Raw genomic sequence first — 15287 nt, forward strand, 5'->3', positions numbered from 1 at the left:
GCGCTTTGCTCCCCTCTCCCTCCGGGAGAGGGGCCGGGGGTGAGGGACGGGCGGTCAAAGTCCCGCTGCCGGCCGGCTTGAAGACCTTTGCGCGAGAGCTGCGGGGATCGCAGACCGATGTGGAATCGGCAATGTGGTACCTGCTGCGCGATCGGCGATTCTTCGGTTTGAAGTTCCGGCGGCAGCATCCAGTGCAGCCTTATGTGCTGGATTTCTTCTGCCAGGAGCTAAGCCTCGCGGTAGAGCTGGATGGCGGGCAACACAATGAAGGCAACAATGTGAAGCGTGACAAGACACGAAGCGCGGAGTTGGCGCGTCGTGGCATCCAGGTCGCGCGTTACTGGAATGACGAAGTGCTGAAGCAGACTGAGAGTGTGCTGGAGGACCTCATGCTGCGTGTCCAGCAGCTGGGCCTGTCCCTCACCCCCGACCCCTCTCCCGAGGGGAGAGGGGGGGCAAGACAATGAGCATCCTCAAGGCCACCAATCTCTCGAAAACCTTCGACGATGGCCGCCTGCGGCTGGACGTCTGGGCCGGCATCGATTTCGAAGTCGCGCGCGGCGAGCGTGTCGCCATCGTCGGCGCCAGCGGCACCGGCAAGTCCACGCTGCTGCACTGCCTGGGCGGGCTGGACGAGCCCAGCACCGGCGAGGTCTGGGTCGCGGGCGAGCGCATGTCCTCGCTGACGGACGCGGCGCGTGGGCGCCTGCGCAACCAGGCGCTGGGCTTCGTCTACCAGTTCCATCACCTGCTGCCGGAATTCACCGCGCTGGAGAACGTGGCGATGCCGCTGCTGATCCGCCGCGCGAAGGAGTCCGAGGCCTATGACCAGGCCGCGAGCCTGCTCAAGCGCGTGGGCCTGGGAGATCGCCTGCAGCACAAGCCGGGCGAGCTGTCCGGTGGCGAGCGCCAGCGCGCCGCGGTGGCACGCGCGCTGGTCACGCGGCCGGCCTGCGTGCTGGCCGACGAGCCCACCGGCAACCTCGACACCAAGACCGCCGAGCGCGTCTTCGAGCTGATGCTGGAGCTGAACCGCGAGCTGGGTACCAGCCTCGTGGTGGTGACCCACGACCTGCGGCTGGCCGCGCGCATGGACCGGATATGGACCCTGGACAGCGGCCGGCTGGTGCCGACCTCCGCGTCCTGATCCTCTGCTTCACGCTGGGCGTGCTGAGCCTGCACGCCCTGCGTGAGCTGCCGCCCTGGCCGGTGCTGGCGCCGCTGCTGCTGGCGGCATTGCCGCGCTGGCGCTACCGCTGGCATGGCCTGTTCCTGGCCCTCGGCCTGGGCCTGACGCTGTGGCAGGCCCAGCGCGCACTGGATGAGCGTTGGCCGGCCGCGCGGCATGGCGAGGTGCTGACCGTGCAGGGGCGGGTGTCCTCGCTGCCGGAGGCTGGCCACGACCCGCGCGAGCCGGAGCAGAAGGTCTGGCGCTTCCGCTTCGACCCGGAGGCGGCCGAGGGCCTGCCGCGGCATCTGCGCGTCAGCTGGTATCGCACGCAGGAATCCGTACGCGCCGGCGAGTGCTGGCGGCTGGAACTGAAGCTGCGCACGCCGCGCGGCTCGATGAACCCCGGGGGCTTCGACTACGAGGGCTGGCTGCTGCGCGAGGGCATCGGCGCCGCGGCCACGGTGCGCGATGCCTCCCGCTGCGGCGAGGGCGGAGGCCTGCTGGCCCTGCGCCAGCGCCTGCGCGATGCCATCGAAGCCTGGCTGCCGGGCCATCCGGCCGCGCCGATGGTGGCGGCGCTGACGCTGGGCGACCAGTCCGGCCTGCGCGATGGCGATTGGGAAATCTTCAGGCTGACGGGCACCAGCCATCTGGTCGCGATCTCGGGTTTCAACATCGCCATCGTCGCTGCGCTGGGCTTCTTCCTGGGCCGCTGGCTGTGGACGCTGTGGCCGCCACTGCTGCTGCGCCTGCCGGCGCAGAAGGCCGGCTGGCTCGTCTCGGGCCTGTCTGCCGTGGCCTATGGCGCGGTGGCCGGTTTCGAGGCGCCGGTGGCGCGGGCGACCCTGATGGCCCTGTTCGTGATCGTCGCCGGCTTCGCCAATCGCCTTGGACAGCCGTCGCGGGTGCTGGCCCTGGCCTGGTTCGCCGTGCTGCTGTCCGATCCGCTGTCGATCAGCAGCCCCGGGTTGTGGCTGTCCTTCGGCGCCGTCGCGGCGATCTTCTACGTCGGCGGCGGGCGCCTGGCGCCGCCGCGCGGGCTGCGCGCCCTGGTGATGCTGCAACTGATGCTGACGGTGGTGCTGCTGCCGCTGACCCTGCACTTCTTCCATGGCCTGTCCTGGCCGGCGCCCCTGGTGAACCTGCTGGCCGTCCCGGCCTTCGCCCTGCTGACACCCCTGCTGCTGCTGGCCATGCTGCTCGCGGCGTTGTGGCCCGCGGCGGGCCTGCCGCTGCTGGGCTGGAGCGCGGATGCCCTGCAATGGCTGCGGCTGGGCCTGGAGGCGGCGGCCCAGTGGCCCCAGGCCTGGATCGCCTGGAGCCCAGCCTGGCCGGCGCTGCTGCTGGCCCTGCTCGGGGCCGTGCTGCTGTTTGCCCCGCACGGCCTGCCGCTGCGTCCGCTGGCGCTGCTGTGTTTCCTGCCGCTGGCCTTTCCACCCTCGCAGGCCCCGCAGGCAGGGCGATTCGAACTGGCGGCCCTGGATGTGGGTCAGGGGCTGGCGGTGGTCGTGCGCACCGCGAATCACAGCCTGCTGTACGACGCCGGTCCGGCCTTCGACGAGGGTTTCGATGCCGGCGAGTCGGTGGTCGTGCCGTACCTGCTGGGCCGGGGCATCCATCGCCTGGACCGGCTGCTGCTGTCGCACCAGGACAACGACCATGCCGGCGGCGTGGCGGCCGTGCTGCGGCGCCTGTCCGTGTCGGAGCAATACGGCACGCCGGGAGGGGCACCCTGCGCCGACGGCCGGCGCTGGACCTGGGATGGCGTGAGCTTCGAGATCCTGCATCCGCCGCAGGCGGAGGTCGGCGGCTCGGACAACAACCGCTCCTGCGTGCTGCGCATCGAGGCGGGCGGGCAGGTGGCCCTGCTGACCGGCGACATCGAGCGGGCCGCCGAGCAGGATCTGCTGCGGCGCCACCGCGGACGCCTGCGGGCGGATGTCCTGCTGTCGCCGCACCACGGCAGCCGCACCTCGTCCACCCCCGACTTCGTCGCGGCGGTGCGGCCCCGGCTGGTGATCCATCCGGCGGCCTGGCGCAGTTCCTTCGGCCATCCGCGGCCGGAGGTGGTGGAGCGTTACGCCGGGGCGGGCGCCCGGCAGTGGATCACCGGCGTCGAGGGCATGATCCGCCTGGAACTGCCGGAGTTGGCGGACCGGCCGCCGGAGCGCTGGCGCCGCCTGGCCGGCCGCTGGTGGAATGCTCCGGCGGAGCCCTGAACCGGACCTCGGGAGATAAATGAAAATCCCCGCTCAAGGCGGGGATTTTCAAGGGAAAACCAGTTCAGAGGATGGTCGGGTTCGGCGCGTCGCCGTAGACCGCCTTGGGGTCGAAGGTCTTTTCCTTCTCCTCGTAGTTCAGCACGCGCACATCCGGGCCCTCGCCGGTGGGCACCGAGCGGTAGAAGCAGGAGCGGTAGCCGACGTGGCAGCTGGCGTCGCCGATGACGTTGACGCTGAGCCAGATGGCGTCCTGGTCGTCGTCGATGCGCAGGGACACCACCTTCTGGGTCAGGCCGCTGGTGGCGCCCTTGTGCCAGATCACCTTGCGCGAGCGCGACCAGTAATGCGCCTCGCCGGTCAGGATCGTCTTCTTCAGCGCCTCGGCGTTCATGTAGCCCAGCATCAGCACCTCGCCGTTGTGGGAGGCGGTCGTGACGCAGGGGATCAGGCCGTGCTCGTCGAACTTCGGGGCGAGCTCGTTGCCTTCCTCGACCTGTTCGATCGTGACGCGGGGGAAGAAGCGGATATCGGAAAAGGACATGTTTGTTCCGGTGAACCTGAAAAAGCGGGCGGCATTATAGGCGCCCGCGCCTGCAATTGCCTCACGGCTCAGCCATCGGACCGGCCCCAGCCGCGCCGGCGATTGCCGTCACCCCGGCCGGAGGCGTCCTCCTGGGGGCGTTCCTGCCTCGGCGGACGGATCGACTCCGCCAGGGGGCGCGAGGGCCGGGACGGAGCCGCGTCCGGGCGCCGCGAGCCGCCCCAGCCCAGGCCTGGGCCGCGGTCCGGCTGGGCCGGGCGGTCCGGACGCTCGGGGCGGGAGGGCCGCTGGGGCTGCGGAGGCCGGTCGTCGTCCCGCCCGATGCCGCCCCAGAGCCCGCCGCCGGGGCGGTCGGGACGATCCGGCCGCGTATCTGGACGCGGGTCGGGGCGCGGCGGCCTGGGGCTGCCGTGATCATGGCCGGCGTGGTCGGGACGTCCGTGGTCATGATCATGGTCGTGATCCCGGTCCGGCCGGCTCGGGCGGACCGGGTAGGCCTGCGGGCGGTAGTAGCCGTAGCCGGGGCGGTAGTAGTAGTCCGGTCCCGGCCGGTACGAGTAGTAGTAGATGTCCGGGCCGTAGTAGTAGCCGGGGTAGGGGTCGTAGGAATAGCTGTCGTAGCCGTAGACGCGGCCGACCTCCTGCGGGTAGTACGGCCCCGTGGCGACGCAGCCTGCGAGCATCAGGCTCGGCAGGACAAGGACGGCAGGGAGCAGGCGCATGGTCGTTTCCGGTGGTGGACGCCGCCACTTTCGCGCGGCGGGCATTAATCCGGAATGAATGGGGCCATTCCTGCGTTTTGCGAGGCGAAGCCGACGAGCGGTCGCCGGCCGGCGGCCTAGCCGGCGCGGGCGACGGCGCCCTTCAGCACGCCCTCGTAGGCGCGCACCTCGACCTGGCGACCCGGGTGCTCGGCATGGACCGCCTGGGCAATGTAGCGGGCCAGCTTTTCCACCGTGGTGTCGCCGTCCAGCAGTTCACAGCGCTGCGCCGGCAGCTCCAGGGCGAAATCGCCGTCCACCGAGGTGTACTCGAAGCGCACGCGCTCGGCGCCATCCACCACGATGTCCTCCTGGGTGCCCAGGTAGATGTCCTTCCAGCGCCCGGCCCAGGCCTGTTCCAGCGCGGGCTCGCGCCGGTCGTCCAGGCGGATCTCGATGCGCGAGCGGTGGCCGTGGGCAATGCGCTGGCAGTGGCCGGTGTGCTTCTTCAGGCCATGCGCGTAATGGTAGTAGGCGCCGTCCACCACCTCGTGTCGCAGTGTCAGGCGGACTTCGGCGACGTTGGAGGGCACCTGCTGCGCCACCAGGGGCTGCAGGTGGGCGGTCAGGCTTTCGGTGGTCACGGCCGGCGCGTCGATCACGCAGACCGCGTCGGCGGGGGACCGGTGCTCGATGGGGCCGTCGGCCGGGCCGCTGAAGAACAGCTCGCTGCCATGGCCGTTGTGCTGGAGCTTCAGGCCAGCATGGCGATGGGGCACCAGCAGCTTGTGGTCGCCGATGCCGTCGATGACCTTCTTCAGGCGCTTCTTGACCTCGCCGAAGTCCAGCACCATGGACTGCTGGTCCAGGTCGCCGGCCAGTTCCACGTCCACGATCCAGCTTTCGCCCACCAGCCCGCGCAGGGGGTCCAGGAAAGCGCAATCCAGTACGGTCAGTTGCTCGACGAACAGGCGAATCATGCCGCCATTGTACCCGTCCGGCGCCGTATGTTCCTGCTAAAATCCTGATTTCGCCCGAAGAATCACTGCAAACGCCTCCATGAGCAGCGTCGTTACCCGCTTTGCCCCCAGCCCCACCGGCTACCTCCACATCGGCGGTGCCCGCACCGCGCTGTTCTCCTACCTGTACGCCAAGCGCTTCGGCGGCAAGTTCCTGCTGCGCATCGAGGACACCGACCGCGAGCGCTCGACCCAGGAGGCGGTGGACGCGATCTTCGAGGGGATGGCCTGGCTGGGCCTGAAGTCGGATTTCGCCGAGATCTACCAGACCCAGCGCTTCGACCGCTACAGGGAAGTGGTCCAGCAGATGCTGGCCGCGGGCACCGCCTATTACTGCTACGCCAGCAAGGAAGAGCTGGACCAGATGCGCGCCGAGCAGATGGCGCGCAAGGAAAAGCCGCGCTACGACGGCCGCTGGCGCCCGGAGCGCGACAAGGTCCTGCCGGCGCCGCCGGAGGGCGTGCAGCCGGTGGTGCGCTTCCGCAACCCGCCCGACGGGCAGGTGGTGCTGAAGGACCTGATCAAGGGCGAGATCGTGTTCGACAACAAGGAACTCGACGATCTGATCATCGCCCGCGCCGACGGCGTGCCCACCTACAACTTCTGCGTGGTGGTGGACGACTGGGACATGGGCATCACCCACGTCATCCGCGGCGACGACCACGTCAACAACACCCCGCGCCAGATCAATATCCTCAAGGCACTGGGCGCGACGCCGCCGGAGTATGCGCACGTCTCGATGATCCTGGGCGCCGACGGTGCCAAGCTGTCCAAGCGCCACGGCGCGCTGTCGGTCACCGAGTACCGTGCCATGGGCTTCATGCCCGAGGCCCTGCTGAACTACCTCGTGCGCCTGGGCTGGAGCCACGGCGACCAGGAGCTGTTCACCCGCCAGGAGATGATCGAGAAGTTCGACTTCGACCACGTCTCCGCCTCGCCGGCGCGTTTCGACATGGAGAAGGCCTACTGGGTCAACCACCAGTACCTGAAGATCACCGATCCGGCCATCGTCGTGCCGGAGTTCGACTGGCACCTGCGCCGCCTCGGCGTGGACCCGGCCAGCGGCCCGGCACTGGCGCCGGTGATCGAGCAGCAGCGCGAGCGCTGCCGCACCCTGGTGGAGATGGCGGAGAAGTCGAAGTTCTTCTACGCCGAACTGGACGGCTACAACGAGAAGGACGCCGCCAAGCACCTCACCGCCGAGGGCGCCGCCCTGCTGACCGAGCTGGCCGCCGCGCTGGAGGCGCTGCCGGAGTGGACCGCGCCGGCGCTGCATGTGGCGGTCAACGGCTTCGCGGAAGGCCGCGGCCTGGGGCTGGGCAAGGTCGCCCAGCCGATCCGCGTCGCCGTGGTCGGCATGGCGATCTCGCCGCCGATCGACCAGACCCTGTTCCTGCTGGGACGTGACCGAACGCTCGCGCGGCTCAAGGCCGCCGTCGCGTACGTGCAGAACAAGTCCTAGTCCCCATTTCGGCAGAAGCAACATGGCAATCGAAATCACCTTTCCGGACGGCAACAAGAAGTCGTTCGATGCGCCTGTCAGCGGTCTTGCGATCGCGCAGGGCATTTCCCCGGGCCTTGCAAAGAAGGCCGCCCTGGTCAGCGTCAACGGCGAGCTCTGGGACCTGACCCGCCCCATCGACCGCGATGCCAGCATCAGCATCATCACCCGCGACAAGCCGGAGGCCCTGGAGGTCATCCGCCACGACGCGGCGCACGTGCTGGCGCAGGCGGTGCAGGAGCTCTTCCCCGGCACCCAGATCACCTTCGGCCCGGCCACCGAGGTCGGCTTCTACTACGACTTCGCCCGCGAGCAGGCCTTCAGCGAGGCCGACCTCGAGCAGATCGAGGCCAGGATGCGCGAGATCGTCAAGCGCGACCTGCCGATCACCCGAGAGGTCTGGGAGCACGACGCCGCGGTGAAGCACTTCGAGGCCGCCGGCGAAACCTTCAAGGCCGAGTGGATCCGCGAGGGCATCAAGGCCGACGAAGAGCTGACCATCTACCGCCAGGGCGACAAGTGGCTGGACATGTGCCTGGGGCCGCACCTGCCGTCCACCGGCAAGCTGGGCAATGCCTTCAAGCTGATCCGCGTCGGCGGCGTCTACTGGCGCGGCGATGCCAACAACGCGCAGCTGCAGCGCATCTACGGCGTGGCCTTCGCCACCGAGGATGAGCTCAAGGCCTACCTCAAGCAGGTGGAGGAGGCCGAGAAGCGCGACCACCGCAAGCTGGCCCGCCAGCTCGACCTGTTCCACCAGCAGGAAGAGGCGCCGGGCATGGTGTTCTGGCACCCCAAGGGCTGGGCCATCTGGCAGGCCGTGGAGCAGTACGTGCGCGGCGTCTTCCGCAAGGGCGGCTACCAGGAAGTGCGCGGCCCGCAGATCATGGACGTGAGCCTCTGGAAGAAATCCGGTCACTGGGACAACTACCAGGACAACATGTTCTTCACCGAGAGCGAGAAGCGCAGCTACGCGATCAAGCCGATGAACTGTCCGGGCCACGTGCAGATCTACAACGCCGGCCTGCATTCCTACCGCGACCTGCCGATCCGCTACGCCGAGTTCGGCGGCTGCCACCGCAACGAGCCCTCGGGCGCGCTGCACGGCATCATGCGCGTGCGCGCGTTCACCCAGGACGACGGCCACATCTTCTGCACCGAGGAGCAGGTGGAGGCCGAGGTCACCGCCTTCCACCAGCAGGCCATGCAGGTCTATGCCGACTTCGGCTTCACCGATCTGGCCGTGAAGCTGGCGCTGCGCCCCGACAAGCGCCTGGGCACCGAAGAGGCCTGGGACCGCGCCGAGAACGCCCTGCGCGCCGCGCTGCGCGCGGCGGGCGTGGAGTGGCAGGAACTGCCGGGCGAGGGCGCCTTCTACGGTCCCAAGATCGAGTACCACCTGAAGGACTCGATCGGCCGTTCCTGGCAGGTGGGCACCATCCAGTACGATCCGATGATGCCGGAGCGCCTCGATGCCTCCTACATCGACGAGAACTCCCAGCGCCGCCGCCCGATCATGCTCCACCGCGCCATCGTCGGCTCCATGGAGCGCTTCATCGGCATCCTGATCGAGCATCATGCCGGCGCGCTGCCGCTGTGGCTGTCGCCGGTGCAGGCCGTGGTGGCGCCGATCGTCTCCGACGCCGACGCCTACGCCAGCGAGGTCTGCGGGGCGCTGAAGGACGCCGGCCTGCGGGCGCAGACCGACCTGCGCAACGAGAAGATCAACTACAAGATCCGCGAGCACGCCACCCAGAAGATCCCGGTGATCGTCGTCGTCGGCCGCAAGGAGGCCGAGGAGCGCACCGTGACCCTGCGCTTCCGCGGCGAGGAAAGGCAGGAAACCCTGCCGCTGGCCGACGCCATCGCCCGCCTCAAGGCCTGATGCGCCGCGCGTTGGCGGCGCTGCTCAGCGGCCTGCTGGCCCTGCCGGCGTCCGCGCTGGAACTGGAGGGCTCCTGGCAGCAGGGCAGCCTGGTCCATGGCCAGGCGGCGCCCGGCTCGCAGGTCTGGTTCCAGGATCGCGCCCTGCGGGTGTCTCCCCAGGGCGATTTCGTCTTCGGGCTGGACCGTGACGAGCCGCCCGAGGTCGAGCTGCGCTGGCAGGAGCCGGGCGACGCCGCGCCGCAATCGCGGCGCCATCCCGTGGCGCCGCGGCCCTGGAAGATCCAGCGCATCGACGGTCTGCCGCAGGACAAGGTCGAGCCGCCGGCGGCAGTGATGGCGCGCATCGAGCGCGAACAGGCCCTGCTCAACGCCGCGCGCGACCGCGATACCGAAGGGCAGGGCTGGCGCCAGCGTTTCGCCTGGGCCGCCACCGGGCGCATCTCCGGCGTCTTCGGCAACCAGCGCATCCTCAACGGCATTCCCAAGCAGCCGCACTACGGCGTCGATGTCGCGGTGCCGGTCGGCACGCCGATCCGGGCGCCGGCCGACGGCGTCGTGAGCCTGGCGGAACCGGATCTCTACTTCACCGGCGGCACCCTGATGATCGACCACGGGCATGGCCTGCACTCGATCATGGTGCACCTGTCGTCGCTCAAGGTGGCGGTGGGAGACCCGGTCCGGCAGGGGCAGGTCGTGGCGCTGTCCGGCAAGACCGGCCGCGCCACCGGCCCGCACCTGCACTGGGGCATCGGCTGGTTCCGTTCCCGCGTCGATCCGCAGACGCTGCTGCCGCCGATGGCGGTCCCTGCCCGCTAGGGCCCTGGCGTCCGAGGGCGGTTTGCAAATCGCAGCTTGGCGGGCAGAAGTCCAGACTGATAGTTTGAATAGCAATGATTCTCATGTAGAATGAGACCTGACCGCAGAATCGGGATTCGTTCCGGCCGCGCGAACACAGGGGTGGGGACGGCGAAAGCCGCCGGGAGACGGGGCCCGCCCATACATTCGAGAGTCTTCCTGGGAGTGTTTCAGATGAAATTCCGTATGACGCCCGTCGCGGCCGCGCTGACCGCGATGTTCGCCGTCCCGTCCATTGCGATGGCGGAGGATGCTCCGGCCGCCACGCCGGCCGTGGAGAGCGCCCCCGCCGCGGCCGAGCCTGCCGCCGCGCCGGCCGAAGCCGAGAAGGTCCAGCTGCCGGCCGTGAAGGTGCAGGACCGCCAGGTCAACGAATACAAGGTCGAGACCCTCCAGTCGCCGAAGTACGTCAAGCCGCTGCTGGACACCCCGCAGAACATCACGGTCATCTCCAAGAAGGTCATCGAGGACCAGAACGTCCTGACGCTGCGCGACATCCTCGGCAACGTGCCGGGCATCACCTTCGGTGCCGGCGAAGGCGGCGGCGGCTATGGCGACAGCATCAGCATCCGCGGCTATGCCGGCAGCAACGACGTCACCGTCGATGGCGTCCGCGACAGCGGCCAGTACACGCGTTCCGATCCCTTCAACCTCGAGTCCGTCGAGGTGGTGAAGGGCGCCAACTCGGCCAACTCGGGCGCCGGTGCCGTGGGCGGCAACATCAACCTGGTCAGCAAGACGCCCAAGGCGGAGCGCTTCACCCGCGTCAGCCTGGGCCTGGGTTCCGACAGCTACGACCGCGCCACCATCGACACGAACCAGCCGGTGTCCGACAGCATCGCGCTGCGCCTCAACGCGATGAAGCACGAGAACGACGTACCGGGCCGCGACGTCGAGAAGTTCGACCGCTGGGGCATCGCCCCGTCCGTGGCCTTCGGCCTGGGCGGCGACACGCAGTTCTCGCTGGCCCTGTTCCACCAGGAAGACGACAACACCCCGCAGTACGGCGTGCTGTTCCGCAACAACCGCAAGGTGCCGGGCGTCGACCGCAACAACTACTACGGCTACAGCAACATCGACGTCCAGCAGATCGAGAACAGCACCGCCACGGGCATTCTCGATCACAAGTTCAGCGATGCCCTGAGCCTGCGCAACCTGACGCGCGTGGGCCGCACCACCCAGTTCCTGGTCGTCGACCCGCCGCAGGGCAACGTCTGCGTCGAGGTCGGCCAGCGCCCGCTCGGAGCGACCTCCGGCAACAACTGCACGGCAGTGGGCTATACGCCTTCCGGCCCTCGCGGCAACATCCGCGACACCACCAACGAGATCGTGTCCAACCAGACCGACCTGACCTGGCGCACGACGCTGGGCGGCATGTCCAATGCGCTGGTGACCGGCGTGCAGGTGACGCGCGAGACCTTCGAACTGACGGGCGGCAACAAGCTGCGCAATGCCAACGGCAGCCCGGCGACCCTGCCGGTGATGGACATCTACGATCCCGACAACCTCTACACCGGTCCGGTGAACTACTTCCGTACCAGCAAGAGCGAGGGCGAGCAGAAGAACCTGGCCGTCTATGCCTTCGATACCCTGGACCTGACCAAGCAGTGGGCGCTGACTGCCGGCCTGCGCGTCGAACGCAACGAAGGCAGCTCCACGGCCTATACCGTCAAGACCTATACGGCTCCGAACGACAACAACCCGACCCCGGACAACAGCAACCTCGGCAGCATCACCGCCAAGGGCGATCCGGCCGAGAACGAGGACACCCTGTTCTCCTACCGCGCCGGCGTGGTCTACAAGCCGGTGGAGACGGCCAGCATCTACGTCAACTACGGCAACTCGGAGACCCCGTCCAAGGCCTCGGTCAACGGCAGCTGCACGCCGGTGACCAATCCCCCTCCGACCCCGCCGCAGAGCAACGCCAACTGCAACGTCGATCCGGAAGAAGCCGTCAGCTACGAGATCGGCGCCAAGTGGGACCTGTTCGACGCCAGGCTGCAGCTCACCGGCGCGATCTTCCGCATCGAGCGTACCAACTACCGCGTGGCCTCGGTGGATCCGACGGAGCCGGAGCAGCAGCTCGACGGCGAGAGCCGCGTCAAGGGCTTCGAGCTGGGCGCCACCGGCCTGATCACGCAGAAGTGGTCGGTGTTCGGCAGCTATGCCTACCTCGACAGCGAGGTGAAGCAGAACCTCGCCGACGGCGCCACCGCTATCGATACGCAGAAGGGCAAGGACCTCCCCAACACGCCCCGGAACGGCTTCAACCTCTGGACCACCTACAAGCTGCCGCTGCGCCTGGAAGTGGGCTACGGCGCGCAGTACCAGGGCAGCGTGCTCCCGAACAACTCGGCTGCCGCGCCGAACGATGTCCGGGTGGACGGCTACTGGGTCCACAAGGCCTCGCTGGGCTGGCAGGCCAACCGCAACTTCAACCTGCGCCTGAACCTCAACAACCTCACGGACGAGGAGTACTACACCCGCGTGCGTGGCACCGGCTGGGCGACCCCGGGCGAGGGCCGCCAGGCCGTGGTGACGGCGAACTACGAGTTCTGAGCCGGTAACCCGGCAACAACCCCGCCCGGTATATTGGGTGGGGTTTTTGCTTTTCAGAGGAACGCTGCATGCTGCTGAAGATTCCCCAGGTACTGACGGCCGAACAGGTGGCGGAGTGCCGTGCCGCCCTGGAGCAGGCCGAGTGGGTCGACGGCCGCGTGACCGCGGGGCACCAGTCGGGTCGGGTCAAGAACAACCAGCAGCTGCCGGAGGATCACCCGGTGGCGCGGCAGTGGGGCGAGGTCATCTCGCAGGCGCTGGTGCGCAACATGCTGTTCCGCTCCGCCGCCCTGCCGGCCAAGATCTACCCGCCGCTGTTCAACCGCTATTCCGGCGGCGGCAATTTCGGCGTGCATGTCGACAATGCGGTCCGCGATGTCCGCGGGACCCCGCACCGCGTGCGCACGGACATCTCCGCGACCTTGTTCCTGGTGGAGCCGGACGAGTACGAAGGCGGCGAACTGGTCGTCGAGGACACCTATGGCGCGCAGAGCATCAAGTTCGCGGCCGGCGACATGGTGCTGTACCCGGGAACCAGCCTGCACCGGGTCAATCCGGTGACCCAGGGTACCCGCCTGGCCTCGTTCTTCTGGATCCAGAGCCTGGTGCGCGAGGACTCGCAACGCAGCCTGCTGTTCGACATGGATACCGCGATCCAGCGCCTGGCTGTCAACGCGGCGGACCACCCGTCCGTTGTCCAGCTGACCGGGGTGTACCACAACCTGCTGCGCCGCTGGGTCGAGGTCTGAGGAAGGGGATGGAAGCCAAGCAGGATCAGAAGCGCCGGGCGTTCTGGCTCAAGCATCTGCACCAGTGGCACTGGATCAGCTCCGCGCTGTGCCTGGTCGGCATGATCCTGTTCGCCGCCACCGGCATCACCCTCAACCATGCCTCGCAGATCGAGGCGAAGGCCGAGGTGGTGACGCAGAAGGCCCAGCTGCCGGAGCCGCTGCGTGCGGAGCTGGAAGCCGCCGCGGAGGCGGACGGCAAGGGTCCGCTGCCGGCGGCGGTGGCCGCCTGGCTGCAGCAGACGCTGGCGCTGGAGCCGGGAGCCCGCGAACCGGAGTGGAACGACGGCGAGATCTACCTCTCGCTGCCGCGGCCGGGCGGGGATGCCTGGGTCAGCATCGAACTGGAGGACGGCGCGGTCGAGTACGAGCGCACCGACCGCGGCTGGGTTTCGTACTTCAACGATTTGCACAAGGGCCGCAATGCGGGCGCGGCCTGGGGCTGGTTCATCGACGTGTTCGCGGTGGCCTGCCTGGTCTTTTGCATCACCGGCCTGTTCCTGCTGCAGATCCATGCGGGGAACCGGCCCGCCACCTGGCCGATCGTCGGGCTGGGACTGGTGATTCCCCTGGTACTGGCGATCCTGTTCATCCACTAAGACTTCCGAGGCCCCCACATGCGTCACCGCATTCCCCTCGCACTGTGCAGCCTGCTGCCGGGCACCGCACTGGCCGCAAACCTGGACCTGTCGATCGAGCTGCCGCGCCTGGACGTGGCGGAGTACCACCGCCCCTTTGTCGCGGTCTGGCTGGAGCGCGAGGACAAGAGCGTCGCCGCCAACCTGGCGGTGTGGTACCAGCAGCCCAAGAAGGGCGGGCCGGCCCAGGCGGCTCCTGCCGCTCCCGCTGCCGCCGCCGGCGCGCCGCAGAGCGGCATGCAGGGCGTGGCCGGCAACCAGGGCGGCACCAAGTGGCTGCCCGACCTGCGCCAGTGGTGGCGCCGCAGCGGCCGTGAACTGGCGCTGCCGGTCGATGGCGTCACCGGTGCCACCCGTGCCCCGGGCGAGCATGCCCTGAGCATCAACCTGGCCGACCTGCCGGCCGGCAGCTACAAGCTGGTGGTGGAAGCGGCGCGCGAAGAGGGTGGCCGCGAACTGGTCGACATCCCCTTCCAGGTGCCGGTCAAGGATGCGGTGTCGCTGAAGGCCAAGGGTTCGCGAGAGCTCGGCGCCATCTCCCTCAGCGTCAAGCCCTGATTCCCGACGGAGCAACGACATGAAGAACCTCATCAAGCCGCTGGTCCTCGCCGCCGCCTGCCTGCCGCTGACCGCGCTGGCGCACAAGCAGTGGATCGCCCCGTCCAAGACCGTGCTCAACGTGGACGGCTGGGTCACCTTCGACGCCGCCAGTTCCACCGATCCCTTCGTGCGCGACCACAACGCCGCGCGCCTGGACAACCTGGTCATCACCGCGCCGGACGGCAGCACCGTGCCGCCCGAGAATCCCTCGGCCGGCAAGCTGCGCGCCAGCTTCGACCTGCAGCTCAAGCAGCCGGGCACCTACAAGATCGCGGTGGTCAACACCGGTATCGCGGCCAGCTGGGACGACAACGGCCAGACCAAGCGCTGGCCGCCGCGCGGCACGCCGTTCACCCCGGAAGGCTTCGCCCAGGAAGTGCCGAAGAAGGCCAAGGACCTCAAGGTCACGCAGTCGATCGGCCGCCTGGAGACCTTCGTCACCGCCGGCAAGCCCAGCGACACCGCGCTCAAGCCCACCGGCAAGGGCCTGGAGCTGGTGCCGGTCACGGGCTTCAACGACCTCTACACCGGCGAACCCGCCACCTTCCAGTTCCTGCTCGACGGCAAGCCGGCGGCGGACGTGGAGGTGGAGGTGATCGCCGACGGCACGCGCTACCGCAACGAGGTGGGCGAGATCGAGCTGAAGACCGGCAAGGACGGCCGCTTCACCATCGAATGGCCGCAGCCCGGCCTGTATTGGCTCAGCGCCTCGGTGCAGGACAAGAAGGCCGACGAGCCCGCCACCGAGCGGCGCAGCAGCTACACCGCGAGCTTCGAGGTCCTGTCGCCCTGAGCCCGCATGCGC

At 68.7% G+C, this 15287-nt stretch carries 14 protein-coding genes; 11 read left to right on the forward strand and 3 right to left on the reverse strand.

Going from position 1 to position 15287, the window contains the following annotated elements; all coding sequences use genetic code 11:
* The first annotated feature begins 131 nt into the window (after positions 1-131).
* The 3 genes from C3942_RS18875 to C3942_RS18885 are packed head-to-tail and all read left to right on the forward strand — an operon-like array spanning position 132 to position 3390.
* Positions 132-467, forward strand: a complete 336-nt coding sequence (locus C3942_RS18875) for an endonuclease domain-containing protein (RefSeq protein ID WP_243393669.1) — start codon at positions 132-134, stop codon at positions 465-467.
* Positions 464-1147 carry a lipoprotein-releasing ABC transporter ATP-binding protein LolD gene (gene lolD / locus C3942_RS18880; protein ID WP_104231929.1) on the forward strand — a complete coding sequence of 228 codons (684 nt, stop codon included), beginning with the start codon at positions 464-466 and terminating at the stop codon, positions 1145-1147. The genes C3942_RS18875 and lolD overlap by 4 nt, the downstream gene beginning before the upstream one ends.
* Positions 1102-3390: a DNA internalization-related competence protein ComEC/Rec2 gene (locus C3942_RS18885; RefSeq protein ID WP_104231930.1), complete on the forward strand. Its 2289-nt coding sequence runs from the start codon at positions 1102-1104 to the stop codon at positions 3388-3390. The genes lolD and C3942_RS18885 overlap by 46 nt, the downstream gene beginning before the upstream one ends.
* Positions 3391-3454: 64 nt before the next feature.
* On the opposite strand, the gene hisI is transcribed toward C3942_RS18885, so the two are convergent.
* From hisI to C3942_RS18900, 3 genes are all read right to left on the reverse strand, one after another.
* Positions 3455-3934: a phosphoribosyl-AMP cyclohydrolase gene (gene hisI / locus C3942_RS18890; protein WP_104231931.1), complete on the reverse strand. Its 480-nt coding sequence runs from the start codon at positions 3932-3934 to the stop codon at positions 3455-3457.
* Between the two features lie 68 nt (positions 3935-4002).
* The gene (locus C3942_RS18895; protein WP_104231932.1) at positions 4003-4656 is read right to left on the reverse strand and encodes a hypothetical protein; all 654 of its coding nucleotides are present in this window, start codon (positions 4654-4656) and stop codon (positions 4003-4005) included.
* Positions 4657-4772: 116 nt separating this feature from the next.
* The gene (locus C3942_RS18900) at positions 4773-5615 is read right to left on the reverse strand and encodes a 6-pyruvoyl trahydropterin synthase family protein (protein ID WP_104231933.1); all 843 of its coding nucleotides are present in this window, start codon (positions 5613-5615) and stop codon (positions 4773-4775) included.
* Positions 5616-5694: 79 nt separating this feature from the next.
* On the opposite strand from C3942_RS18900, the gene gltX reads away from it, so the two are divergent.
* The 8 genes from gltX (at position 5695) to C3942_RS18940 (ending at position 15275) form a co-directional block, all read left to right on the forward strand.
* On the forward strand, positions 5695-7116 hold the full coding sequence (gltX, locus tag C3942_RS18905; RefSeq protein ID WP_104231934.1) for a glutamate--tRNA ligase: 1422 nt from the start codon (positions 5695-5697) through the stop codon (positions 7114-7116).
* Positions 7117-7138: 22 nt separating this feature from the next.
* A complete protein-coding gene (gene thrS, locus C3942_RS18910) occupies positions 7139-9040 on the forward strand; it encodes a threonine--tRNA ligase (protein WP_104231935.1) in 1902 nt (633 codons plus the stop codon).
* Positions 9040-9858 carry a M23 family metallopeptidase gene (locus C3942_RS18915; protein WP_104231936.1) on the forward strand — a complete coding sequence of 273 codons (819 nt, stop codon included), beginning with the start codon at positions 9040-9042 and terminating at the stop codon, positions 9856-9858. The genes thrS and C3942_RS18915 overlap by 1 nt, the downstream gene beginning before the upstream one ends.
* 279 nt (positions 9859-10137) lie before the next feature.
* On the forward strand, positions 10138-12456 hold the full coding sequence (locus tag C3942_RS18920; RefSeq protein WP_104231962.1) for a TonB-dependent receptor: 2319 nt from the start codon (positions 10138-10140) through the stop codon (positions 12454-12456).
* A 68-nt stretch (positions 12457-12524) separates the two neighbouring features.
* A complete protein-coding gene (locus tag C3942_RS18925) occupies positions 12525-13205 on the forward strand; it encodes a Fe2+-dependent dioxygenase (protein ID WP_104231937.1) in 681 nt (226 codons plus the stop codon).
* An 8-nt stretch (positions 13206-13213) separates the two neighbouring features.
* The gene (locus C3942_RS18930; RefSeq protein WP_104231938.1) at positions 13214-13843 is read left to right on the forward strand and encodes a PepSY-associated TM helix domain-containing protein; all 630 of its coding nucleotides are present in this window, start codon (positions 13214-13216) and stop codon (positions 13841-13843) included.
* Between the two features lie 18 nt (positions 13844-13861).
* Positions 13862-14440: a DUF2271 domain-containing protein gene (locus C3942_RS18935; RefSeq protein ID WP_104231939.1), complete on the forward strand. Its 579-nt coding sequence runs from the start codon at positions 13862-13864 to the stop codon at positions 14438-14440.
* A 19-nt stretch (positions 14441-14459) separates the two neighbouring features.
* Entirely contained in the window at positions 14460-15275 is an 816-nt protein-coding gene (locus C3942_RS18940; protein ID WP_104231940.1) for a DUF4198 domain-containing protein, read from the forward strand.
* The last annotated feature ends 12 nt before the right edge of the window (positions 15276-15287 follow it).

This window comes from Solimonas fluminis, assembly GCF_002930645.1.
GTDB classification, from domain to species: Bacteria; Pseudomonadota; Gammaproteobacteria; order Nevskiales; family Nevskiaceae; genus Solimonas_A; species Solimonas_A fluminis.